The organism is Haloplanus sp. C73, from assembly GCF_051195115.1.
Classification (GTDB): Archaea; Halobacteriota; Halobacteria; order Halobacteriales; family Haloferacaceae; genus Haloplanus.
Genome location: NZ_JBNTJZ010000004.1, coordinates 196,048 through 221,383, shown reverse-complemented (window position 1 = coordinate 221,383; position 25,336 = coordinate 196,048). Strand labels below are relative to the sequence as shown.

General features: G+C 58.3%; 19 protein-coding genes. 2 read left to right on the top strand and 17 right to left on the bottom strand.

Going from position 1 to position 25,336, the window contains the following annotated elements:
* Nucleotides 1-175: 175 nt before the first annotated feature.
* From ACQUSQ_RS09470 to ACQUSQ_RS09440, 7 genes are all read right to left on the bottom strand, one after another.
* Nucleotides 176-688: a hypothetical protein gene (locus tag ACQUSQ_RS09470; RefSeq protein ID WP_435068579.1), complete on the bottom strand. Its 513-nt coding sequence runs from the start codon at nt 686-688 to the stop codon at nt 176-178.
* Between the two features lie 298 nt (nt 689-986).
* Nucleotides 987-1,625, bottom strand: a complete 639-nt coding sequence (locus ACQUSQ_RS09465; protein ID WP_435068577.1) for a hypothetical protein — start codon at nt 1,623-1,625, stop codon at nt 987-989.
* Nucleotides 1,626-1,700: 75 nt separating this feature from the next.
* Nucleotides 1,701-2,063, bottom strand: a complete 363-nt coding sequence (locus tag ACQUSQ_RS09460) for a hypothetical protein (RefSeq protein WP_435068575.1) — start codon at nt 2,061-2,063, stop codon at nt 1,701-1,703.
* Nucleotides 2,056-2,376: a hypothetical protein gene (locus ACQUSQ_RS09455; RefSeq protein ID WP_435068573.1), complete on the bottom strand. Its 321-nt coding sequence runs from the start codon at nt 2,374-2,376 to the stop codon at nt 2,056-2,058. The genes ACQUSQ_RS09460 and ACQUSQ_RS09455 overlap by 8 nt, the downstream gene beginning before the upstream one ends.
* A 118-nt stretch (nt 2,377-2,494) precedes the next feature.
* On the bottom strand, nt 2,495-3,919 hold the full coding sequence (locus ACQUSQ_RS09450) for a hypothetical protein (RefSeq protein WP_435068571.1): 1,425 nt from the start codon (nt 3,917-3,919) through the stop codon (nt 2,495-2,497).
* Between the two features lie 325 nt (nt 3,920-4,244).
* Entirely contained in the window at nt 4,245-7,130 is a 2,886-nt protein-coding gene (locus ACQUSQ_RS09445) for a UvrD-helicase domain-containing protein (protein WP_435068569.1), read from the bottom strand.
* Nucleotides 7,123-9,693 carry a PD-(D/E)XK nuclease family protein gene (locus ACQUSQ_RS09440; protein WP_435068567.1) on the bottom strand — a complete coding sequence of 857 codons (2,571 nt, stop codon included), beginning with the start codon at nt 9,691-9,693 and terminating at the stop codon, nt 7,123-7,125. The genes ACQUSQ_RS09445 and ACQUSQ_RS09440 overlap by 8 nt, the downstream gene beginning before the upstream one ends.
* A gap of 686 nt (nt 9,694-10,379) precedes the next feature.
* Between ACQUSQ_RS09440 and ACQUSQ_RS09435 the strand changes: the two genes are divergently transcribed.
* Nucleotides 10,380-11,141: a hypothetical protein gene (locus ACQUSQ_RS09435; protein WP_435068564.1), complete on the top strand. Its 762-nt coding sequence runs from the start codon at nt 10,380-10,382 to the stop codon at nt 11,139-11,141.
* Nucleotides 11,142-11,469: 328 nt separating this feature from the next.
* On the opposite strand, the gene ACQUSQ_RS09430 is transcribed toward ACQUSQ_RS09435, so the two are convergent.
* The 9 genes from ACQUSQ_RS09430 to ACQUSQ_RS09390 all read right to left on the bottom strand — a co-directional run bounded on the left by ACQUSQ_RS09430 (nt 11,470) and on the right by ACQUSQ_RS09390 (nt 21,507).
* Nucleotides 11,470-12,420, bottom strand: coding sequence for a DUF7342 family protein (locus tag ACQUSQ_RS09430; RefSeq protein WP_435068562.1), 951 nt, complete (start codon nt 12,418-12,420; stop codon nt 11,470-11,472).
* A gap of 161 nt (nt 12,421-12,581) precedes the next feature.
* On the bottom strand, nt 12,582-12,752 hold the full coding sequence (locus ACQUSQ_RS09425) for a hypothetical protein (RefSeq protein WP_435068560.1): 171 nt from the start codon (nt 12,750-12,752) through the stop codon (nt 12,582-12,584).
* 336 nt (nt 12,753-13,088) lie between these two features.
* Nucleotides 13,089-14,006: a hypothetical protein gene (locus ACQUSQ_RS09420; protein ID WP_435068558.1), complete on the bottom strand. Its 918-nt coding sequence runs from the start codon at nt 14,004-14,006 to the stop codon at nt 13,089-13,091.
* A gap of 137 nt (nt 14,007-14,143) precedes the next feature.
* A complete protein-coding gene (gene rdfA, locus ACQUSQ_RS09415) occupies nt 14,144-14,782 on the bottom strand; it encodes a rod-determining factor RdfA (RefSeq protein WP_435068556.1) in 639 nt (212 codons plus the stop codon).
* A gap of 158 nt (nt 14,783-14,940) precedes the next feature.
* Nucleotides 14,941-17,037 (bottom strand): phospholipase D-like domain-containing protein, encoded by a 2,097-nt coding sequence (locus ACQUSQ_RS09410; RefSeq protein WP_435068554.1) that lies wholly within the window; start codon nt 17,035-17,037, stop codon nt 14,941-14,943.
* A gap of 177 nt (nt 17,038-17,214) precedes the next feature.
* Nucleotides 17,215-18,129: a hypothetical protein gene (locus ACQUSQ_RS09405; protein ID WP_435068552.1), complete on the bottom strand. Its 915-nt coding sequence runs from the start codon at nt 18,127-18,129 to the stop codon at nt 17,215-17,217.
* Between the two features lie 83 nt (nt 18,130-18,212).
* A complete protein-coding gene (locus tag ACQUSQ_RS09400) occupies nt 18,213-19,172 on the bottom strand; it encodes a hypothetical protein (protein WP_435068550.1) in 960 nt (319 codons plus the stop codon).
* 306 nt (nt 19,173-19,478) lie between these two features.
* Complete coding sequence (locus ACQUSQ_RS09395; RefSeq protein ID WP_435068548.1) at nt 19,479-20,267, bottom strand: hypothetical protein; 789 nt, start codon at nt 20,265-20,267, stop codon at nt 19,479-19,481.
* A 139-nt stretch (nt 20,268-20,406) separates the two neighbouring features.
* Nucleotides 20,407-21,507, bottom strand: coding sequence for a DNA-methyltransferase (locus ACQUSQ_RS09390; RefSeq protein WP_435068546.1), 1,101 nt, complete (start codon nt 21,505-21,507; stop codon nt 20,407-20,409).
* A 248-nt stretch (nt 21,508-21,755) separates the two neighbouring features.
* Here ACQUSQ_RS09390 and ACQUSQ_RS09385 point away from each other — a divergent pair, with 248 nt between their 5' ends.
* Entirely contained in the window at nt 21,756-22,343 is a 588-nt protein-coding gene (locus tag ACQUSQ_RS09385; protein ID WP_435068544.1) for a hypothetical protein, read from the top strand.
* Between the two features lie 38 nt (nt 22,344-22,381).
* Here ACQUSQ_RS09385 and ACQUSQ_RS09380 read toward each other — a convergent pair whose 3' ends face one another.
* Entirely contained in the window at nt 22,382-25,300 is a 2,919-nt protein-coding gene (locus ACQUSQ_RS09380) for a helicase-related protein (protein ID WP_435068542.1), read from the bottom strand.
* Nucleotides 25,301-25,336: the final 36 nt, after the last annotated feature.

Below are 25,336 nucleotides of genomic sequence, written 5' to 3'. Positions count from 1 at the left end.
CCACCCTTTATATCTTTAAGGGCGATCGACATCTCGGAATCACACCTCTACGGGCACGAGGCCACTTCCACGTCATCCTCGTCCGCCGCGGAGATGATCTCCATGATTACGGCAGACATCACTAAGAACCAGTTCCTGAATCCGATCCAATAGGGCGTCTACTCCCTAAGTCGGGTTATCCGTAGGCGTAGCCACGGTTCCGGAGGAATTGAAACTGGTTGAGATGATTGCCGACGATTCCCCAGCTACCTCGATCCATCCCATACTCATAATAACGTTGCAAGGTCTCGTCGTCCGTAATGACGGCGCCGTGGTAATGGTCGAACGGCTGCGTCACGTCTACGAGTTTCGACCCATCGAGCAGACACCAAGCATGCTCAATACCCCCGATGTCAAGGTCTGAAACGACAGCGAAGCCCTCGGCGTATTTGAACCGGCTGTCGTACGCCCACATCTGGAGGGCGTTGGCGAAGCAGGCCTTCATCTGAGGGTCGGTCGCTCGAATGGCATCCGCGACGAGTTCTCTTTCGTCCTCCGTCAGGGCGCCTGTGACCGCGACGGAACGCCCGGCTATGGTTTCCTGTGTAATGGTGCTACTGTCCACGGCTTCACCGTGGTCGGCGATGTACGTGTGAACCGGCGACAACTCGCGCGACGCGTGGACGTACTCGGTAGCGGGATTTTCCATCCACCCACGCGTGGCCGACTCGCCGATTTAGCCGCATCGCCTCGGGGGTCGCTTTTCGTTGATCCGCCCACCCTTCGGTTCCGATGTGGAGACCCAAGGTAGGGTAGATACCCTCCCGGTGCGTCTATCGCAGTTCTTCCTCCAAGACGGGGGTCAGTTGTTCATGGAACTCCACCAACCGATCGACTGCCCACTCTTTGAGTTCCTCGTCGTCCAGCGCGTCGTCTAGCCGTCCGACCTCGCGTTTGAAGCACTACGCGAACGACCCACTCCGGAAGAGTCCGCTTCAGTTCCGGGGCTAGCGTGGGGACGGCAATACGAACTGGAGGTCAACGTCACACCGGTCGGCCAGTTCGTGTAACTCTCGCTCAGCGGCAACATCCGCGTCCCGCCGAAGTAGGTCGTAGTTGGCGAAAACTACGCACCGACGACTGACATCATCGGGAAGCTTACCCAACCGTTTGATGTCGGTGGCGATGTCGTGATACTTGCTAGCATCGTCATCTGGCCGATACCGGAGGTAGTTGATGTTCTTGACGTACTTGAACTCGGCCGCGGCGACTAAGTCGCTCGGGGCGAACTCCTGCGTTCCTCCTGTGACCGTCATTCGTAAATCGTCGGCGAACACGCCCAAGTCGAGACGTTCGCTGGCTCCAAATGGGAAGTCAGCACCTCCAATCTCACACTGTACACGGTCGATCTCGGTGACCTCCCGGTATCGAGAAGTGTAGGCCTCGTGGTCGGGAATGTTGCCGCTCGCCCCTGATGATTCATCAACGGTGACGTTACCGACCGACGCCGGAGGCAGCACCGCACACATCCGCTGCCGCACATCCTCCGCTAGCGCTCGTTCGTCGCTGTAGTTAGCCGGGTTCTGTAGGTATGACTCCGAAGTTGCCTCAATAGCGAGATCAAGCGTTTCTAGCGTCCGCGTCATACCGGACGTAGTGTGTATCGACGTTAGTATCCATCTACATATACCGCAGATTAGTGCGCCGAGGAGTTCCGTCGTTTACTCGTCGCCGTCAAACATCTCGATAGAGGCGATTTCTCCACCATCATCTTCCACAGGACTCCCGTGCTCGTCAACCCCGGTCGTCCAGTACACCTCAACCGGACGCCAATTCCCATTGTAGTCTTCTTTTGCGTAAATCGTCCCTCCCTGAACGTGCATCACTCCCTTGGGCAACAGGTGGGCACGGAACTCGCCGTGTGGCGGTTCGCGGTGTGTCTCCTCAGCGAGCGGTTCGTCAGCGTCGATGTCGGCGACACGCGTCTCCACCACCCGACCATCCTCAATCTCGATGCGGAGCCACAAGCCTTCCTCGAACGACTTACGGACGGTCTCGAAGATCTCCTCCGGCGAGTCACTCATCGTCATCACCCCGCCAGTTCTCGGCGAGTTCGTCGTGGAGGTAGTAATCCAGCATGTCATCATCGACACGGTCGGCAATCCAGCCGCCCCAGAAGTCCTCGGTCACGTCCCTTCCGAGCTTGCCTCCAAAGGCGCAGTCACACTGGAGATAGAACCCAGCATCATACGCCCCGTACTTGTGCCCCGAACGATGCACGACCACGACATACTGGCCGCACTCGGGACAGGCAAGCGGCTCGCCATTGACGTTGGGGTACTCCTCATCTTCCGTGTTGTTCGCGGTTGCACCGTCGGATTGCGTCGTAGATCCCATCTGCACTTCAAACGGGATTGTACTTCACGGGGATAAAGGCAGGTACGCGAACTCTGCTCCGCTTCACCAGCACTTCTCTACGAGGATTTTGGAAGATAATACCCTGTGACGAAGGTGCCTAGTCCTCGCTAAGACTATCCTTGGCCGACAAGAGGAGATGGAGTTCCTCTGCGGAGAGAGCGTTCTCCTGAGAGTCGACTGTGTCCGGATGATACTCGCGGATGTAGTCGGCACACGCTTCCTTCATAACGTCATCATCGACATCAGCGTCCACGCCGATCAGTTCCGCGACGGCCTCTCGATTGAACTCATCTTGATCATTGCCGTAGACCGCTGACTCGACCTCTACTCGAATGTCGTTCGACAACTCGGCGAACTCCTCAAGATCGTCATCATCCGTCGGATCGACCTCGGTAGCCTCCTTAGCGAGAGTGATGACCTTACCCGCCTCCACACGTCCGCCGGAGACGTCTCCCATCCGACGGGCCATCTTCACCACGACTTCACAGGCGCCAGCCATCTTCTCGTTGTTCGTCATCTTCCGGCCGTATCGACTATCGTTGGGCTTCCGCAATACCACCGATTTGATGATCTCACTGCAGAGCTTCCACGTCTGCCTCAGCCAGATGTCGTCGTCCGCAAACCATTCGTTGCTGTCCCACTCGTTGACCTCGACAGCCCAGTCGACGAAACCACGAACGGAATCCGGGTAGCACTTCTTGGGAACGGAGATGTCTGAGGGGTGTGTTACACTCGGGTCAGTCTGCTTTGCCGCGGCAACGAGTACGTCTTCGTACGCGTCATCACCGACGACCGACTCATCGTTGCTTGGGTAGGGAAGAACGATTCCTTCGCCCACGAGTCGCTTTCGATAGTTTCGAGCAGACCCGGCCGAGAGCCCGAGGGTCTCCGTGATCAGTTTCTCTATCGTCTCCCGATCGAGCTGACCACCTATGTCTGCCTGCTTGTAGTTGATCATCGCTTGAAGTGCTGGGAGGAGGTGCCTCGGTGTCTTCTTCACCCGGCTATCCGGCCCGCCGACACTGATCTCCGCAACCACGTCGGGATCGAGGCGTTCGTCGTGGTTCATCTCGTTCGACAGCGACGTGATTGTGGCTTCGGCAGTCGCGACCTTCGGCATCTTCCCCTCACTCTTGTCGTCACGCACCGGCATACCGTCTGAGCCAGCCTCATCCTCGCCGTTGTGGGTCGTCGAGTCAACGGTCGGACTGCGTGTCTGAGAATTATTTTTGACCTCGACGCGACCCGTTGTCGGGATGCCCTCCTCGATCGCCGAGAGCATCTTCTGCTGATTCGCCAGCAGCTCCTCGAGCAGGTTGTCGCCGTGTTCGGCGTCCTGCGCGCTATACGTGTCGTCGACGAGGAACTGCCCCTCTTCGGTTATCGTCGAGTTCTCGCGAAGTCGGCGGAGGGCTTCGTCCATCACGTCCGCCTTCGAAAGGTTGGTTTGTTGCGCTACGGCGTCGACGAACTGCTGTAAGTCCTCGTCGACGCGCTGTTGGAACGGGGTTCTATCACCCATCAGCGCCACTGACTGACGGAGTTGTGAATATAAGCCACTCGTCCCGGCACCTTCCCCTACTGAATTAACTCTGGTTTACAATTTGTAGACGTAGTATGTAGTAGAATTAGATTTTCGACAAGGATAGGAGAGGCTGCTCGAGGATGGTCGTGACAGAACCACGTCTCTGACGCCTCATCCCGCAATGGCGGCCCTCCAGCAGCTCGGCACCTCGGAACGGTCAGGAAAACTACCTCAAAAATAAATTCGTGCTGGAGCTTCGACAGATTGGGTCACGACCCACCTGATACGCGTGGACGGTCTTAGCCGAAGACGATGCGGTTGCTCAGCGAATTTGCGGGTATTCGACGCGTTCTTCGTGCGTTTCGTCTACATTGATGTCGACAAGTTCCCCGAGTTCCCCCAGTAGCATCGGATCGATCTCGACCTGTTCACCGTCAGCTGTGTAGTATATGCTTGTCGAGACTCGGCGGTCGGGGTATTCCTGCTGGACGACGTGATAGTAGACGCTCAACTGCTTCCGGTACTCGGGTTCCGCATGGCGGCCACGGTCGGTTTTGTAGTCCACGATCTCGACCCAGTCGTCAGTCACGTGAAGCAGATCGACGATCCCGGAGATCGTCACCTGTTGCCCGTCAACCGACATTGGGAGGTAGACGTTCTCCTCAACGCGGAAATCGCCGGGCAGCGAATCGAGGAACGTCTGCACGTTCCGTTCGTCGGGGGTTGTTGGCTCGACGACCTCCCCCATCGCATAGCGTTCGGCGAAATCGTGGACGCGTGTGCCGAACTCCATCCCTTTCCCATCCTCGACGTCGCTGAACACGCTATCGTCCATCAGCGAATGAGGGGACTGGCCAGACGGCGTCTCCGGAACCGGCACCGAAATCTGGAGTTGCGTCTGCTCCGTCCCACCGACAGCGGCGTCCTCGACATCTGGTTCGACCGTCGACGGCTCGAGCGGGAGGTTCTCGAAGAGCGGGCTCGGTGACTCTCCGGCAGAGAACAGCACGTGACTCTCTGCACGAGTGATGGCGACGTACAGCAGCCTCCGTTCCTCGTCGTACTCTCGGCCCAGACATTTCGAGAGAATCCGATACCGCCAGTTATCGTAGAGGTGAGGCCGACCGTGCGCATTGGTGTAACGCTTGCTCTGTCGCAGACCGACCGGCTCCTCGTACCGAATCCGATCCGCGCCACCGCCGGACGGCGGGAACCGGTGCTGGTTCATGTTCGCCATGATGACGATGGGATGTTCGAGACCCTTGGCGGCGTGAATAGTCTGTACTGTCACCGAGTCGCCGCCGGGGTTGTCCTCCACCTCGTGGGTGGCGTCGGCGTCGAGACTCTGTTCGAGGAATCGCACGATGTCCCCCCGGTTGTGGTGGGTGCTGTCGAAGGTGCCCTGTAACAACGATACGAGCCCGTCCGCGTACGCGTCGTCGAATCCGTATCGATCGAACACCCGACGCGCGATTCCGCCGATGGTCTCCGCCTCCGCGAGTCGGTCGCGGAACTCGACCATACTCGCGGGATGCGCGCCGGTATCGAGGACGTGTTTTACCTCGTCGAGCGTGTAGCCAGCCTCCTCGAGGACGACCGCCCAGCCGCGCTTGGAGTCCTCGTGTTCGAGGATGCGCAGCCACGCGAGCAGGAGAATCGACTGCTCGGTTTCGAACAGCTCGACGCCGCCTTCGTATGCCACGGGTATCCCGTAGTCTGCGGCACACGCCTGTAACTCGCGCCCGAAGTCACGCGTCCGTGTCAACACCGCAACGTCGTCGTACGTCGGCGCTCGAAGTTCGCCCTCGTCCTCGACGGCGTACTCGCGATTCCCGACGATCTCCTGTATCCGCGTCAGGATTGCCTCCTGCTCGTCATCGCACGTGAACGCCTCGATGTTGCTGTGGTCGTGTTCTGTTGTCGCTGCTAGCGATGTGATGTCGTCCTGTATCTCCGGGCCGACCTCCTCGCTTCCCGTCGCCGGCAGCGTGAGGCTGTGTTCGGAGAAATCGAGGATGGACTGTGTCGAGCGGTAGTTCTCGACCAGCGAGATCTCGTTCACGTCGTCGACTGGGAAGTCGACCCGCGCGTGGTCGCCGTTGAGTTCCCGCTTGTAGGTCTGGAGACGCTCCTCGAAGCGTCGGATGTTGTCGACCGAGGCGTACTGGAACCCGTAGATGCTCTGCTTCCAGTCGCCGACGACACAGAGGTTGTCCGTGCCGGCGAGCAACAGCGCGAGCTTGAACTGAATCTCGCTCGTGTCCTGAAACTCATCGACGAGCACGTGGTCGAACTGAACCGACTCCCGCAGCGAGTGATCCTCGCAGAGCATCGCGAAGGTGAACATCAGCAGGAAGCTGAAGTTCAGATAGTTCCGCTGGAGCGCGAACGCGATGTACTCGAGATAGACGTCGTGGACGAACGCCTTCAGCTCGTCACGTTCTTCGTCGAACGCTCGGCTGGCCCACGCGTCATCGATTTGCGGATAGCCGTCCCGGAGTTCGTTCTCACTGGGGGCGTCAGGCTCGTAGCACCGATCGCGCTCGAACCCGCTCAGACCGTCACGCAAGTCCGACTGAGTCGCGCCGTTCGCGCCTTCGTTCGGCTCGTTGGCCTCTTCGAAGAGCGTCTTGAACCCCTCGTAGTCGCCATCGAGAATGGACTCCCCATCGCGGAACCAGCCCTCGTCGGTCGGGAAGACTCCCTTGGCAGCGAGCTCCTTGATCAGATCGAGGAGCGAGGTCGCGTCGTTGAGCGTCCTGAAGTAGTCGTGGTACTCAGAGTGTGCCTCGATGAACTGGTCGAGGAACTCGCGAAAGCGGTCTTCCTCGATGACTTCGTTCTCGAGGAGTTGCGTCGACGACGTGATCCGGTCGTCGATGCCGAGACGCGTCGGCGCGTCGAATCCGTGGCGGATGAGCAGGTCGTGGCAGTACCCGTGGAACGTGTTGATGGGTGCATCCCGTAACGCGGACATCGAGTAGTCGCAATTGGCCACAACGCGTTCCTTCATCTCGCCCGCCGCGTTGTTTGTGAACGTGATTAGGAGGATGTCCTCTGGTTCGACGTCTCCCTGTTCGAGGAGGTTCGCGTAGTGGCGAGTGATGGTGAAGGTCTTGCCAGTTCCGGCACCGGCGTCGACGACGTGGATGCCGTTCGTCGCATCGATCAGTTCCTGCTGTCGCTCGTTTGGCTCGTACTCAGTCATCGGTTCGGATCAGGTCGCGGTGGGTGACTCGGTCGAAGTTCGGTTCCTCGACGGGAAACTGCGACGTACGATACTGGTTGATACGGTCGATCTGTGCGTCGAGGAAGTCCTCAAACGCGTCGACCTCGCCCTCGAAGTAGTTGTGACCGCGAATCCGCACGAGCTTCTTGAGCGCGCTTTCGGTGCCGTCTTCGACATAGACGTAGTCTCCGACCTCCGCTTTCGCGCACTCGGTGAAGCAGGCCGCGAACTCGGTGGCGAGCAGCCCGTCGATGTCGTCGGTCTCCGGGAAGTCGTGACGCTCGAAGAACGACGCATACGCGTCGTACCCCAACCGCTCCAGCGTCTTCCGCCGGTCGTTGCTCTCGGCGACGCCCTCACAGAGTGCATCGAACGCCTCACGACTGCTAGCATACGTCCCGAACGGCATCGGGTGGTAGGTGACTCGGACGAGTGCATCCTCGAGATCCGGTTCTCCGGCGACGACGTCGTCGACCAACTCCAGAAAGTGGAAGAAGACGAACTCGAGGCGCTCGTCCGGATGCTCCTGTCGATGGTGAGCGAGGTAGAGCAACGCTTGGAAGTCGGGTTCGTCGCTGATCTCCTCGATGTCCGACCGTGAAACGACCTTGGACGCCGACTTGCGGCCGCCGCTCTTGTAGTCGAGAAGCGTTTCAGGCGCGTGTATCAGGTCGACCTTCCCCTTGCCGCCGAGTTGGGGATTCTCGAACCAACGCTCGGTAATCGGGGAGTCGATCGACTTCTCGAAATGGTCGGCGAAGAAGTTGTCTCCCTCCTGTTGTTCGTAGTGGCTGTACTCCCGATCGGTAGGTGGATCAGCGGCGACGAACTGCTCGATCGTGTCGAGGCCGATTTCGAACTCGGTCTCCAGCGGCTCCCGTTCGACATCGGGGACATATGGTCGCATCTCCGCCAGAATCAGGTCGACCAGCTCCGAGCGGTCGGCGCCCTTGACCACGTCGGGGTGATTGACGTAGAACTCGGCGTAGTCGTGGAAGAGATTCCCCTTCTGGAAGTAGTCTCGGTCGGGGTTGTCGACGATCCTGTCGAAGTAGTAGTCCCGCGGGCAGTTGACGAACGTGTTCAGGCTCGACTGGCTGACTACATCGATCTCGCTTGGCGCGACATCGACATCCTCCTTCTCGAAGCCGGCGTCGCCGTCTCTACTAAGCCGAGTGTGAGGGGTGTGCGGCAGGTCTCCGATCGTCTCGAAGTCAACGTCGAGGAGGTCGTGGAAGTAGAGACACGGTGTGACGGGTTGGCCGGCGCTCGTCTCCTGTACCAGATAGTACTGATCGCGACCGTTCTGGAGGAGAATCTGAAACTGTCGAAGGTACTGCTCGTCCTTCGCGTCGGCGTCGATCCACGGCCGGTCGAGAACACGGTGTGTCCAGTCCACGTCCATTCCGAGGTAGAACACGACCGGACGGTCGACGTAGGCCGCGGCGGTGGCATCGGCCAACAGTACGCCCGAGTCGTCGCGGTCGACGGGCACGTCGAACGACTGGAGGTAGAACTCGAGGTCATCAATTGAGTTGCCCGTCACCCAATCATCGTGTAGCCCGAGTTCCCGCAGTTCCTCGTGGAACGCGTCCAGCGTCTTCCCGCTCCAGTCTTCGAATGTGGCCACCGTCTCGCCAAACGTGTAGTCGTCGATGGTGCGACAGAACTCTTGCAGTGGACGGAGATCGTTGTGGTCGAGTTCGTGGAGGAACTTCTCGTCGTCGACAACGGATGGCGGACGACCGAGATGTGTGAGGATCGGTCGAACGTCGCTGACGCGTGCCCGCGAATCGCTGAGCGCCGTGCGCAGCAACCGAAGGTACGTGCGGATGGTCTCGTCGTCGGTGAATCCCGGCCCGCCGTAGAAGGGGATGTCAGCCGCTTCGAACGCGGATTCGACGAGGGCGGGATACTCCCCTCCACTGTCCATAATGACCGCGACGTCATCGGCAGTCTCCGCCGTGACGTTTTCGACGACGGCGTCGACGATTGCGGTCGGGCCGTCGAAGACGTGGAACTCCGGCAGGTCGAACTCGTCCTCAGCAAACGGATCGATCGCGTCGTAGGAGTCCGGAAGTACCGCCTTGTCGAGGGCCGTGAACTGCTCCTCGCCGATGACGGCGACCGACGTTCCACCCTCGATACGATACTCGGCAAGGTCTCGGTGGGAACTCTCGGCGGATTCGATCACCGAGATCGCTTGACGCGTCTCTTCGGTATCGAATCGGTCGTAGTCGAGAATCGCGTGCAGGTCTCCGGTTTCTTCCCAACAACCGAGGATGTTCTCGAGGAGATAGGCGGCGTGCTTGTAACTCAAATCCGTCTCGTCGATGAGACGCAAAAACAGGGTTCGATCGTCTTGTGGGTCAAACTCACCCGACGCGAGCATCCGTGGAGTGGCCGCAAATCGACCGAGGTGTGGACGATCAAGTCGGCGATTCAGGGCGTGGCTCAGTGGCGCATCAGTGGTCAACACCAGATCGTAGTCCGCAACTGCGTCATAGAGAGAGTCGATAGAACGAGACCGTTTGAATGACACACTGGTACTCTTCGCGTATATCTCAAAAAGGTTGAGTATAGTTAGGTTCACTACTACGTTACTTACACTTCTCTCGTTACTTGCGTACCATCCATAGTCGAGATCAGTTCCTCACCGGCGTTATGTACGTCACATTGGGGTTGAATATGCGAGGGAGTAGCTCGAGGAGAGACTACACATTACTAGTGGGGTGATCTTGCTGCCACGTGGGGGACACCCCACGTCTTGAATGAAAACTCGATACCGCTGAAGCCGATGGAGACCCCCTTAGTTCGGGTGGAGTTCACACACTTCTCCCACTCCTCCCTCGGTTCCGATGAAACTGGCTTTTCGTGGCGGGGAAGCTCTCCCGCCAAGGAATGCATCCTCTCGTTGTTGTGGGTCTGTACTCCGGAACTTCTCAGGTCTGCTCAAGAGCCGTCGTCGCCGGAATCCACAACTCCCCAATACGTTGGAGCCGGGGGTTCGTAGGGGCGCGGCGCCTGAGCGCCCCTTGTCGCCTCGGTGGGGCATACGTCCCGGGAGCAACTACTGGAAGGGGTACCCGCATGCGGTATTCGGACGGCGTTGCGGTTAGGCCGAATACCCTCAGAATCAACCCCCGAAATATTCCGCCTAAGGCCGAACATTCCCACCCCTGTTCCGAGGGGTTCTTACCGCATTAGTGACAATTAAACAATACGAATATGGCGAAGTACGAGGAACCGGAGAAAATGGATCTCCTCGCTGAGAAGACACTTACTGCACTGTTCAAACGCGGTCGATGTAGCACGACAGAGCTGAATAGGATGACCGGTGGGAAGCCGCGTCTCATCAAGCATAGAATCGACGACTGGCTCGCACCCGCAGGGCTCGTCAAGCAGTGTGGAACGCGCCCGCACTCTGGTAATGACGTTCGGGTGTTTAAGCTCACAACCGAGGGGCAGCGGTACGTGAGCGACCAGTGGAGTGACCTCGCCCATTACGCGCTCCGAGAAGAGGTACTCGACGCCGCCCGAGAGATGAATAATGAGATGGGTCTCGTTCGCGATCTCCTTGACGAGATTCGGGATAACCAATCCGAACTCGAAGAGTCAATCAAGGCTGTCGAAGATGAGGCTAAGGATGAGCGTGGCAACCTCAAGTCCGAGTTCGGACAGTTGCGCGACCGCGTGAAGGAGTTGGCAAAGGAGAACGAGGAACTCCGTGGGGAGGTTAAGGAGTTGAGTGACAGGGTCGACGCGAACGAGGAGCGGTCGAAGAAGACGAAGAAAATCGCGGAGGAGGCGTGGGCATGGACAGTCGGTAGTTGGATTGATAACGTGCGGAACCCCGACAACGGACAGCGATTGCCGTGGATGGACGTGCGGGCCGAAATTCGCGGTGTTGTAGCGAGGAAGGGCCCAGACGAGGAACGGCACGAGAAGATTAGTCGGAAGTTCCGAGAGTGGACGTGGGGAGAGGATTGACGGCTTGTAGGTTCCGTATCTGCTGGTTTTACATTCAAGACGTGGGGTGTCTCCCCCAAACCGTTCATCGGAATCGAGGGGTGTGTGCGTGTGGCTGGGAATCGACGTTCAGTAGGGTGATTTTACATCGGAAGTCGAGGGGGTGGGAGGTTCTCTATCTGCTGATTTTACATTCAAGACGTGGGGTGTTCCCCCGGCTCGTCCATTGGAGCCGAGGGGGGTGTACGCGTAACCGTGGATCACCGTTTAGTAGGGCGGTTTTTCATCGGAAGTCGAGGGGGTGTGGGTATCACGTCTTCGCCGGCAGTGGACAGTCATCGCGTCCGATTCAGTCTTGCTCCTCGTCCGGAAGATCATCGAGAAGGTCGTCGATGTCTTCGAGTGCCTCCTCATTCTCGAGTTCCGTGACGCGATCGCCAAGGTCTATCCCGAGGTCGTCAGCGACATCTTCAGTTGAGTGGCGGCGAGCGTCGTCCTCAATCTCCTCGATACGGTCATCAACAATTGCCTGCTCCTGCTCCGACATCGCCTCGATAGATTCCTCGACGACCTCACCATCATCCGACCACCGCGTGTCTGAGTAGTCTGGTTGCTCGTCGATGTCGTCCGTATCGTCGGATCGACGATCTGCCCAGAGTCGGCTCGAGTAATCTTCGCGGTGCTGATGGCGGCTGAGAGCACGGGCGACGTCTTCTGCATCGACCCCTCGTCGATCCGCGGCTTCGGGCAGCGACTCGTAGCCGCACGCGACGGCGCCAACGGTCTCGAGGAACGCGTCGTCTGCGAGCAGACCGCGGATCATCCGCCGCAGGTAGCGAGAGCGACGCCAGTAATACGCGACTCGCGAGTCATCGACCTCGTCGGGGCTGTCAGCGTCGTATTGGTCGCGCCACTCGGCGATTTCGTCGTTGATTCGGTTCAGTTCCTCGCGCAGTTCGGCGGCTGGTTTCTCCGCGAGACGCTCCCGCTTCAGTTGGCGTAGTTTTCGTTCGTCCCAGCAGTATCCCTCATCGACGCGAACGAATGCATCATTAGACTCCGCCAGTTCGGCGAGCACCGAGCGAGCGAATTCGGGGCCCACATCAGCCTCGTCGGCGATCCAGTCGGCGTCCCGAGGCTGGTGTAGCATGTCGGCGATCGTTTCGACGCGTTCCTCTGGAGACCAGTCGTCGGGCCACTTTCCGTCAGGGCCGATGTTGGGGGGATCGTCGAGCATACTGCTATCCATGGCCGCCGCTGGCATAGTCGCTTTGACGGTCTCAAAGATAGCTATGGGCATTTTCGCGGCTTCTGCGTTGGCTTTACAATCCCGGAGGTACCCTTTGCAAACGGCGGGGGCGGTACCCGCCAGTCAGGTGCCCGGTTGATACCGGGCGGTGGTTCAGGAGGAGCCATTGCCCCACCCTCATCCGGGTGGGGACTCGTGAATTATCGTCTTGATCACTCCGCTTCGACGTGGATCACTTTGCCACCGTCACCAGCCTGCGGATCGACTGCGACCTCGCACCCGCAGTCAGGACAGTTTCTGAGTTCTCCATCGGGATCGACGCCCGTGTAGGTAATTTCGCCGCCGCGGTCGCGTCGGCCGCATTCCGCTTTGACGACCGGCATTACACGCCCACCTCCCCTTCGTCCCACTTCCGCAGTTTGTCGAACATCTCCTGCCGCTCGGACTGGCTCTTTTGCTTGTGTTCGAACGCCTCCTTTTCAGAAAGGGAGATCATGTGCCGCCTCCCACATTCGGAGCAACTGTCGTGACGGAGGTTGCGTTCGACTGTCCACTCCTGTTCCGCACCGCACGCGTCGCAATCGTCTGTGATCGTCGCCATCACGATCGTCGACACGCGAGATTTGACTTGAATGCCGGCGTGGTGGCTGCTGTACTCTCACCAGATCTCGCGGTTGACCCGACAGAATCGCGAGATCGGAGCTGAGAGGGGATCGAAATCATCGGCGTTCTCGGTCGAGCTTGTCGCGGATGATTCTGAGGAGGTCTTGGTTATAGACGCCCTCATCTCCGCCCGGGGTACCAGCCCTTTGTCGAAATAGCTCCCACGCGGTGGAACAGAGCTGGCTATCAGGAGCGAGATGCACCACTTCGCAGTTATCGACATCTACCCGTAGAATCAGGGCGTGTGGGGGCTTGGCAAGACGTTCCTCAACTGCTCGCCGGTACACTTCGGTTTGGACGATGTGTTCGGGTTTGAGTATATGCGTAGCCTTGATCTCGGTTACGAAGAGTTCCTCAGCGTACTTGATTGCGTCAGGCTTGACTGCGAGAGGGACGCAGTCGACGGTATCGACGAGCAGTGTTTCCGTCATCAGATTCCGAAGATTGAGCCCTCTCTCGACCATCTGTACGTTGGTTGTACACCCGTACGCTTCATCCATAATGGCTTCTCGCAAATCATTTCTCGGTTCTGTAGAGAGTGGATCGGCAAGTTCTCGGAGACGGGGTGCGTCAGGTTCTCCAGCCGCAGCCCGTTGGACTTCACGTGGGTTATCCAATTTTGCGAGTTCCTCATCAAGAACCGCTTGTGCGTCGTCGTAACTTTCGGCTGCAAGCGTATGCGTGACCGTTCCCTTGATTCTCGTGTACTCGCCGAGTAGCTCCGGCTCATCAACCGGGTCGTCTCTGGATCGCTTCGAAAGAGGATGGTCGTCCGGCAGCACAGAGTAGTCAATCACCTTGGCTATCTCACGGCTGGAAACGGCTACGGGATACACAGTAGACTGTGGGACGTAGAATGAGTATGGGGTCTGTTGCGGTGACCGGGTTGCTGCCTTCGTTCTGAGAATGCCTTTGAGCTTATACCGATCCCCCCGACCCACGGGGTATAACTCTGGTATATATTCTGATAGCATATTCACCTGTTTCGGGAGTAAGAGCCATAGTGCTCCGCCATCCGGAGTGAAAGTGAAATATAAAATTTTGGATAGTTATGGGCATTGTCGCCGAGTACCTCTTCCAACCGGTTGGCGTCGAGTATGCTACTCATGCATTAGCTGGTGCAGGAAGTGACTTCACGGTCATCAGTAGCAGCATCGTCGCTAATGCCACATCGACACTTGCGTCGTTGGAACAGCGTGGCAATCCCGTAGGTACGTCCGCACTCGCCACAGGTGACTTTCACCGAGACGGTGGCCTCAGGCGAGCCGATCTGGATAACGCCGTGCTCCGTCAGTCGCCCGACTGATTTTTCCACGACGTTCCGAAGCCGCCCCCGAAGCTTCTCGATGTTTCTGAGGTCTTTCTCTGGTTTCGGCGTGTACTCTTCGCTGGTGTCCTTGTCGAGACACTCGTTGAGGTGTTTACGAACAGTTTGGTAGGAGACGAAATCGGTCTCAACCTCGTCAACGTCGATTCCCGCCTCCTCCAGCTTTCGGCGTGCCTCTCGACGCACGGTGGTCATCACCGTGTCATCCGTGAGGAGTCGATAATAGTTCTCGACCTCGCCATCGAGGGGACTCATCCCCTGTTCGATCATCGCCCGTTTGAGCAGCCGCCGGTTCAGATGGGTTTCGAGCTCTCGGAGACTGGCGTTTTCGTTTTCTCGGCGGCGAAGCAGGCGATCATCGGCTTCGTGCAGGTCGTACCTCTCGGTGACGCGTTCGACCTTACACCCCTCGTGTGCGGCCATACGAGATCTGGCGCCACTGCTCCTACTTGAATGCCGGCCCGGAAGCAGTGCCCGCTTTTCACGAGATGCTTGCTCGACATCCCTACTCAATCCGCAGTTGGAAGGGGGCTCGTTTCGCTCTCGTAGGTAGAGGCATCTATTCAAACCGGACAGCGAATCTATCCGAGAAGGCGCCCCAAGATACCGCTACTGGAATCGTCTCTATTAGCGGTCAAATCGTCCATATCGAGCCATTCCTCGAAATCATCGGGATTCTTGACGATGATGTTGCGCCCGCTCTTCTCGGGGCGCATTTTCGTCGGGAGCGTCTTGCGATAGCTGTACAGCTCGTGCGGTTCAAGATCGAAGTCGGCGATGAGGTGATCTTCACGCCGTTCAAATTCCACGTCACCGCGCTCGCAGGCCTGTCGCCACTTGCGCTTCCCGATGTTGAATCGGCGGTTCGCCGGCTCCTTCGGGAAGTATTTCGGTCGTTCCCGGCCAGCCCGTTCGTAGAAGTCGAGAAACACCTGTCGGACGTCGTCGACTGTTCCTCCGGCATCGAGGTACATCTCGTCGTTCAGAATCCGCCGCGAGACGTATGAGAAGATCGGGTTGCGAGCGTCGAGAATCTCGTTCAAGTCTTCCTGTGCCTTGTAGAATCCCTCATCCTCGGGGTTCGACGGGAATGCGACGTCGAAGTGGAGCATCTTTGCTCGGTTGCGGAACCAGTCGTTGGGCCGAGAGTCGTTACTCGTGAAGATGACCGTCGGGTATGCGACCTCATTCGACGGGTGCCACGAGTCCTGCCAGAAGTTCCGAAGTGTGTCGATGCGCTCGATCTTCTGTTTGGAGATGTCCGAGACGACGTACGGGAACACGGTGTCGATGTTCCGCAGCGAGCGGATCTGGTTCTTACCGACGTCATCGGCGTCGGCGCCGCCCCTGACCAGATCGTCGGAGACGAGCCGCAAGACGAACTCGGAGAACTTGTCCTTCCCTGCGTCGGATTCGCCGAAGATGTAGAGGTACTGGAGCGCGTTGTCGAGCGTAACGCTGCCGTAGAACTGTCGGGCATATAGGTTGACGAACGGCGACCAAAGCCCGTAGAGAATCCCCTCATACATGTGGGCCTTCACTGCTCGCGGGTTGTTTGTCTCGCCCCAGCGGTCAATCGTCTCGACGTAGTTTTCGATGTTTTCGAGGGCGGCGTCGAGAACCTCTGGGTCTGGTTCGTGATCAGCGGTGAGGATGCGGTGATGCTCGCCGTGCTGAAGGTGAACGCGTCCGACGTCCTCGTCGACCCACATCTTCGGCACGTCGTATTGGGTCTGGAGGTAGTTCGTGTATCCCTCCACAGGTGTCGTGATGGCGTCGGCGCCGACGTCCGCACCGCGGCGCTTGAGGTCGGTCTTCATCTGGTCGACGTACCCGTCGTTCTCGTATCCTTGCGTTGAGAGCGTGATCGTGTATTCGGGCGTCTTCGCCGCGGTGACTCCCTCCGGAGTAGGTTCTCCGCCGTTGCTTACACCGTCGTCCGCGTCGGGGGCGACCGAACCCGATCCGTTTTCGCCTGCCGATTCCTCGGGCTCGATGGTCACGACTTCATCCGCTTCGTCCGAATCGTCGCTGACACTAACGACCCGGTCGACTTCGTTACCAAGCTCCTCCAGTTCATCGCCAACGTTGGCGTGGATTTCGCCTTGTTCCGACAGTTGCGTATCTCGATTATCGATCCACAGCTCGATGCGACGCTCTTTCTCCTCCTCGTCGTCGAGCGCCTCAAGTTCCTCGGCCAAATCCTCCATGAACACCTCATCAGCATATCGGTCTCGGTGATCGTCGATCCACTGCTGGAACTGTTGGTCGAGTTGCGAACCAGTCTCCGTCCGAAACACCACCACGCTGTTGGTCTGATTCTTCCAACTGTTGTAAGAGAGGTTGGCGCTACCGGCGATCAGAGTTACCTGCTCGTCTTCCTTCACAATACGATAGAGTTTCGAGTGGACGACCTTTCGATTCTTTAGCCGAACAATCAGCTTGTCTTCCCGGTAGTATCGCTCGAGCTGCCGAGCGACGGACGCGTCGTCGACGGACGACTGGTACTCCTCTCGGTTTCCGACGAGAACGTCCATCTCCTCCAATTGGGAGTCAGAACGGTCGAACAGATCGAGGAGAAGCTCAGGCGACTCACAGTACGTGACCGCATCGATGTGGACGGCGCCGTCGAAGTAATTGGTAAACGAATCCCAACTCTTGACCGTTTCCCACTCCATCTCGGCCGAATTCCCGAATCCGCCCAAATTGATAGTCGTCGTCCAATCCATATGTTAGCGCCTTATAGGGAAGGCTACTAAGAATTAGTGCGCGGAATCAACTGGAAGACCCGCCGCCGAATTCCTCCAATGAACGACTTCGTGGCTGATTTTCCACGAAGTCAGATCAGTGGAGACTCATCTGTCCGCGCCGACCTTCTGGGCCATTTGGTTAGGCATCTCATGTAGCTGATCTCGTTCTTCGTCGTCCAGCATCAACATCGACGCGTCCTCACGCCTTTCCAGCCGTTCATAGAACACATCATATGGAACCTTCATACCGTAGTATAGCGCCTCTCTTCCATCGACTTGGTGCCATGGCCATGTGAGTTCGGCGACGCTTCCATCTATCTCAATCCATGCATGCCTCACAACGCGTCCGGTCTGCTTTGGAAATGCCAGCCCTTCACAGTAGTCCACCCGGTCGTAGTCGTCAGCTTCCCTGTATGCTCGTTGAGCTGTGAGATAGCACGTCCGCGGATCCACGGTGATGCGACTGAGTATATCTCGAGCCAACCCGGCTCCATCAGCATCAAGGTCGGTATCTCGCCATTTTCCGTCTTCAATTGGCTTTTTCCAGATCGGGGTTGGCACGAGACTGAGTTTCTCCTCTACCTGCGTCATCATCTTTCGCGCTCTCTCCTTCCGTGAAATTTCTTCCAGTTCCGCCCGGACGCCATCTACTAACTCTTCTTCGAGATTTTTACGGAGCGTCCTCCACGACTCCTCTTCATCGAAGCCGTGGATCTCCAAATGGGAGAGGTGCAGTCCTAAGGCCAGCTTAGCTTCATTTGCGGAATATCCGACCATCTTTGTCCCTGCCTCGTCCAGTTCCCCCTCGGACAGACCAATTCCAGACTCCTCGAACGTGTAGAATGGACTCTCCTCTACAACATGCAGGTTAATAACGCGAGTCCCCTCCGAATCGAAGTCAGGAATCTCGATCAACTTCGAATTATACGTGTTACTCTCAAGGTTATCCGTCACGTAGTACGTCTCAAATGCCTCATCAGCTTCAGACATGTTCTCCATCGCTACCTGAGCATCAACCATCAGCTAGCCACCTTGCGATTATCTAGTGGCAATCGTTACATAAGTCTCAAGATTCCGGCTACTGACTCATCTCGGGAGCCGCTTCAAGAGTTGACCTGTCCGCCCGCACCGCCATTGTGGGGCGAAACTTCTGCGACCATTCGCTCGACTTCGTTAAACGCAACGTCCGCATCCAATGCGTCCTCGACGACCAACTTTCGCAGAAGTTCGATTTTCTCTTGGAGGGTTTCGACTCGCTGCTTGGTGGGTTCCGACTGTTCGCGCTCGGAGTTGTTGCTAGAGGATTCTTCACCAGTACCCATACGTGTTGGCCGTTCAGAGATGTGCTGCATCGTCGCGTCAATGCCTTTCTCGGGGCCGGCGTACGTTCCGGTGCCGTTCTCGCGACGAACGGTGTCATCGCTTTCGCTATCCTCCGGTTCCATTTTCTCCTCAAGAACCGTCATACGACGTTGAATGGCCTTTTCGTGCTCGTATTGGCACGTCGTCACGTAATCTCGCTTTTCATCAATCGATTCCGCTGCCTCGCGGTACGAGTCGAATTCGCCGAGTTCGTAACGGGCAACAGCATCAATCGCCTTCTGTTGGCGTTCCTTAAATTCCTCAAACGGTCGCGCCCCACGTGCGATTTGGGTAGTACCGAAGTACTCGCGAATAGTCCGTCGTGTATGCTCCTCAGAGGGACAGTCATCCCGGTTGTCGAGGAACTCGACGATTTGTTTGGCCGAGTAATCGGGGTGCATCATCTTCGTCGCGACGATGCGACGTTGCACTTGGCTCAAGTCTTCTTTATCAGGATTGCAGATGTCGTCGAATTCGTCGGGTTCCCGCTTCAATTCCTCCCCGGTGATGTTGTCGAGGCGATCGCCGTCGGAGTCGATAGCGTCGACGCTCGTCATCGGCGAGAACCCTTCTCGACCGCTGTGGTCGCCATCCGAGCTTTCCTCGATATGGAGCCGAACTTCCCGCTCCTTCGTGCTCGTGTACGGCTCGGCCGAGCAGTAGGGACAGCGGTACCGGTCAACTTCGGAGTCGCTGCTCACGCGTTCTCACCTCCGTTCATCCCGCTAGTCCAGTGCAGCGTTTGTCCCGCAGTATCTGTAGCTGTGAGTGTCGACCCGATGATGGTACTGGTCTGGCCGTCAGCCGCTTCTTTGTTCGTTCGATTCACCCTTTCAGGGTTGTCTGGTTTCGTCGACATCGCACTCCCCCGGTAACCAACCCTAATAAATGGGGATTTGCCTGAAAACCTGCTATCGCCTTTACGGCCGAGAATGCGACCTATGAGCGTCTATGCGGGAAACTCGGATTAGAAAATGTGGATAAGACTGTAGTTGGCCTCTCGTTTCTCAGGATTCCTGCGACCGCGTCAACTCACGTACCGTGTCGACTTCCTTGGCCCGCTCGATCACGTCACGGCCGGCTTCACATCCGCCCTTGACCGAAATCGGGTTGAGTCCCCTGACGCTGTCATCAACGTACAGAGCCGTCCAGTCCGGCGTGGATCCGTACGGCCCATCCATCGTCAGCGTCGTGTAGAGCGGATACGTTTCGTCGCCGACTTCGACGGCGTCGATGGGGCCGACGATGGGTGCGCCCTTGGCCGGCACCATCGGAATCCGAAGGTCGACTGCGGTCTCGCCGACCACGAGAGGCTCGTGGTACATCTCGACGGACACAGCACCTGCGTCTGCCAGCCGCTCGACAACGAGTTCGAGCGGAACCGTCTCGTTCGGCCGCGGTGGGATGTCCGGCTCGGTTGCAACGACCTCGCGAGCGTTGTCCACGCCGTCATCGATCTCGACGGGATCGAGTCCGGCCATGCCCTCGGCGATGTACACCGGAATGCGGCGATAGAGGTGTAGGCCGTTGCGGTGAACGAAGTGGACGCGTGCGGGCGTCGCCTGACCGCCGATACGGATGGTTCCGACCTGTCGCTCGTAAGGGCGGTGACCGACCTCCTCGTCGAGATACGTGGCGAGAGCCTCCTTCTGACTATCCGGCACGCCAGCGGGGAGATGGTAGTAGAGCTGTGCGGGCTCGTCGACGAGCGACCACGTGTTCGCGGCGACGTACGTCGCTCCGTGTTCGACGAGCGTTTCCACGACTGCTGCCAGTTCTGGGTGTGTCTTAGGCACGGCGCTCGCTCCGTAGCCAAGGGTGGCTTATAACGGGTTGCTCGGCAGCGTTCGCGTCTCCCCTGAATCTCGCGAAGCCACTCTAGTGGAGAATGAGTACTCTACAGAGGAGTCTGGGGCGAGAATGTGGACGTCTTACCTACGAATTCGAAACGCCGTCTGTCGAACCGAGGTATTCTGTCTTTACAGAATCCCCGTCTCGATAGACGCGGTACTTGTACGGGCCGTGTGGACACGACGAACAGTTCTCCTTGCCGCACGGTACCTCTTTCAGGACGATCGTTCCATTATGGGCACGCGTCACCCCGGCGATCTGTTCGCTGTCGTCCGCCCACTCTTCGAGTTCATCCGTGGGGACGAATTCGCGATGGGACGCCAACTCATTCGCGTATTCACCGATCTTACGGAGCGTGGTCGGCTCCTGACGCTCCAGACCATCGACGATGTACTGGGCGATGTCGTCCGACGGCGACGGCGACTTCGCGATCTCGCCCTCCGGCTCATCGGTAACTCCTTCGAGCCGCCGCCGTGCTGTGTCGACGTATGACTCTGATCGGTCGATCCCGACGTAATCTCGTCCCGCCTGCTTGGCGGCGACGGCACTCGTCCCGATGCCGACGAACGGGTCGAGAACGAGATCGCCCGCAAATGAGTACAGAGCAATCAGGCGTCGGGGCAACTCTAGCGGAAACGCTGCGGGATGATCGGTCTCCACCGATGGACTCGGACGGGGAAGCTCCCAGACGCTCTGTGCAAACTCTCGCCACTCTTCGGCAGTCAGTTTCGAGGCCTCACGCCGCTCATCGCCAGCCGGAGGCCGATCACGCTGCTGGTGGTAGTCTTCGGAAACGTACTTGCGGAAGATCAGGATGTACTCGTGGCGTTGGTTCACTGGGACGTTCGTCGGATAGGGGTACGACCCGAGCAGGGCACCATCGCCGTGGGATGCATACTGATCCTTGATCCAAACGAACTCATCGAAGAAGTCGAAGCCGGCGTCTCTACACAACTCCATGATGTGACTCCGAAGCGGGATGCGTCGGTATCGTCCCTTGTCCTCAGAGTCGAACGACGCTGCCACGTTGATGCAGACCTTCCCGTCAGGTGCCGTTACACGGAACAACTCCGTGACGACCTCGTCCATCAACTCACGCCATTCCGCGATCGGTCGCCGATCGTCATCACTCCCTCCGTAATCCTTACCGAGATTGTAGGGCGGACTGGTGACCGTCAACTGCACGCTCTCGTCGGGCAATTCCGACAGCCGACTACCGGCATCACCCACAAGGAGACGATTGCGATGCGACACTATCTCGCAACTTTCAGTCGTCGCCTATGAATGTTCTCGACTCGCAATCCCGGCTGTCTTGTTGAGTTCTTCAGACGAGGTATTGGCGATAGAAACCCTGATTCCTGTACAATCCCCGTTTTGATCTGAGCAGCCCCCCTCTCCTGCGTTTTTAAGCATCCAATCGTACATCAGTGTGCATGTCGACCGAATCCGACTCTGTCAACGCTGACCGGCTGAACAGCATCGAACGGCGGCTCGAAGAGCTGGTTGAGCGGAAATGGTCTCCGCTGCGTGAAAAGCACGATTCTGAGCCGATGGAAGTCCGGAGGGTGGAAGACGGCGTCCTCGTCGGCCACGTCAACAAACTCTGGATCAGCCTTCTGAGGGATGACGTGATCCGGACGTTCGACACCGGCTATTACGACATCGTCCCCCGGCCTACCGACCAAGGACGAGCCGTTGTTGTTCGTCCTATCAGCCAGTCGGACTACTACGAGACTCCCTACGGAATGGATGTGAACAAAGCGGCCGTCATCGAGGCTCTCACCGAGACCGGCATCCACGTCCCGAAAGTTCTCGATACCAGCGGTGCGGCATGGCTGAAACACTTCGAGACCGAGGTGGAGGCCGAAGAAGCTGCGAAGGTGTTGGAGCCGCATATCGAAACTGCGTACAACGAGATGTTGAACGAAAGTGTGGAAGAACTCGAAGTCAGGGAATTCGAAGAACCTCGTGAGTTCCTGACTCCCGACTCGTGGTATGCGATTATCGTCCACTACAAGTGACTCGTAGTGACTAACGATTAGAAAATCCGTGGCGGAATTCAAAGGGGTAGCGTGAGACAGTAGTTCTCGACCTCGGGCGCAAGGGAGATGATCTGCTCTCGACGTCGGAGTTCTTCGCGACGCGTCTCGATTCTGTCCTCGAGCTGTTCGAGACGTTCCTGTTGGCCACGGATCGCGATGTCCATATCCGAGCCAGCGTCAGCCTTACGCTCGTACTCCTCGATGAAGGACTCGATCCGTTCTCGTTCCGCCTGTGCGTATTCCTCAAGATTCTCCAGCTCCCGAGCGGTCTCCTCGTGACGCTTCTCCTGAAGATGGTTCTTGATCTCGTTGACTCGCACGCTCACATACCGATCGGCGGCCGTCCGTAAGTCGGCTTGCGCGTCGAGTACCGTCCGAAGATCGTCAACATCGGGCTTTGCTGCCACCGAGTTGCCCTCGACGACACGTTCACCGAGTGCCTGTTGGGCGTCCTCTTGTGCAGCATCGACGAAGACGGGGATGGTCTCCTCGCGAATCACGTCGCCGGTACCGTCCTCGAACGCCACGCGATAGTTGTAGGTGATCCCCGGCGTGTCGACGAACGGAAGGAGTTTGAGTCCAACCTCTCCGCGCTCGTCCTCCAGCACGCGTGCCATGAGCCGTTGCAGGACGTCCGTATCGGGTGCGAGATAGGTGATGTCCTCGTGATCCATCGCGAAGTCGCGGTCGAACGTGAACGGGCCGAACGTTGCGTCTTGGCCGGGCGAATTGATCCCGTCCGGTAGCTCGGCTTGATAGAGGTTGGTGCCGCGCTTCTCGAATTCTCCGCCGAAGGCCTCGACTGCTTGCTCGAAGAACTCACGGATGTCTCCCTCGCTTCCGTAGACGTCCTCCGAGTCGTCGACGACCTCCTGAATCTGCCGGCGGCTCTCCGCGTCGAACGTGCTCGTATCGACGAGGCTCCGCTCGTACCACTCCTCGAGCGTTCGCTGACGCTCCTCGATCATCTCCTCGAGTTCCTCTTTGGTCGCACTCGGCGGTTCGTCGTTCTCGATGGACTCCATAATGAGCGAGTCCACGTCGATGTCGTCGAGGATGCCCAGTACGTCCGCCGTGTTCCCGAGCTGGGAGCGAATCTCCTCGACCTTGGTTTGGAGCATCTCGAAGATCTCGCTCTCGCGGGTGTCGTCGAAGAGGAAGTTCCAGACCTTGACCTCCTCCTCCTGTCCGTAGCGGTGGATGCGCCCGATCCGCTGCTCGAGCCGGTTCGGGTTCCACGGCAACTCGTAATTCGCCATGATGTGGCAGCTGTGCTGGAGGTCGATCCCCTCACTCGCTGCGTCGGTCGCGAACAGAAGCCGCGACTGGCCGTGGTTGAACTCGTCTTCGATCCGTGTCCGTTCGTCCTTGTCCACGTCGCCGTGAATCACGAGGATCTCGTCGGCCCACGGCTCATCCTGTACGAACTCGAGGAGGTAGTCGAGCGTATCTCGGTACTCCGTGAACAACAGGAGTTTCTCGTCTGGTTGCTCCTCGAGGAGTTGGGAGATGAACCGCCTGACCTTCTGGGCCTTGGAGTCGACCGGCAAATCCTCCGCCAGCGAAACGAGATCGCGGAGCGTATCGATCTCCTCTTGGAGCTGTTCGTCGGTGCTGGCGACGGTCAGACCGGCGATTTCGTCTTCCGCGTGTTGCTTGTCGTCCTCGTCTAGATCCTCGCCATCGAGGTAGGCTCGCGCTTCCTCAGAAAGGGCATCCGTTTCCGCCTCCTCGTCGAGGAGGTCGTCCAGTCGCCGACGGAGCGTGGCGTGAATCGCGCCGACGCTGCTCACCAGCCGTTTCTGCATGAGCGCCATCGCGAACCCAACCGCGGGTTCGTTCAGCTTCTCCGAGCGGTTGTAGACGTTTTTGACGTAGTCGGTGACCGCCCGGTAGAACTGCCGCTCGTCGTGCGTCATCGAGACCGAGACCGAGTTGACCTCCCGGTCTGGGAAGACGCGTTCTCCATCTTCGTCGTAGATGTCGGTCTTCCCGCGACGGATCATTACGCGGTCGACTGTCTCCTGAGAGAGTTCCCGGTTCTCGGCGACGAGAAATGGGTCGATGTACTCGACGAGTGAGCGGAACGCATCCCCCTTCCCGTCGTGTGGCGTCGCGCTGAGAAGCAACAGCGAGTCAGAGTTCCCCGTGACGGTGTCGACCATGTTTGCCGTCTTGCTTGGCGAGTCGCCCCGCTTTGCGGCTTTGTGTGCCTCGTCGACCACGACGACGTCCCAGAACGCGTCCCGAAGTGCGGGCCGGAACTCGTCCTGTCGCAGGAACGCCATGCTAGTGACGAGCTGTTGCTGGTCTTGGTTCCAGATGTTGGCCTCTTCGCCGAGCCGTCGGCGCTCACCTTCGACCCACGCCCGGTCTGCAACGGTGAGATCGACGTCGAAGAAGCGATCCATATCTCGGATCCACTTCTTCTGGAGGTGAGCAGGAACGACGAACAGGACGCGGTCGGCGCGATTCCGGGCGGCGAGTTCCTTCAGGATGAGTCCGGCCTCTATCGTTTTCCCGAGCCCGACGTCGTCGCCGATGAGCGCCCGCTGCCGGAGTTTCTGCATCACCCAGTTCACGGCGTCGAGCTGGTAGGGCTCCAATCGAACGAGCGAGTTCGAGATGCTAAGGAGCTGGCCCTGCTCGTGGGCGAGCTTGAGTTTCGTCGCCTGCGTGTGGAGATCAAACCACTGCGCCGAGACCGCGTCGTGGTCTGGGTGAAGGTCATCGATTCGGTGGTTGGACAGCTCCTCGATTCCGGATCGATGTGGCTGAATCTCGACATCATCAAGGCAAACCGTCTTGGCGCCCTCGCCGTCGATGTATGCTCTTAGGTACTCGATCTCGCCGACCGTTTGGGTTTTGATGACTTCTGCTGGCGCTCCGTTGAGAATCACCCGCTGTCCCGGAGAGAATTGGATAGAGTCCGTCATCGAGTGATGTGTGTGTCAAGACCGCACGCTGTCTTC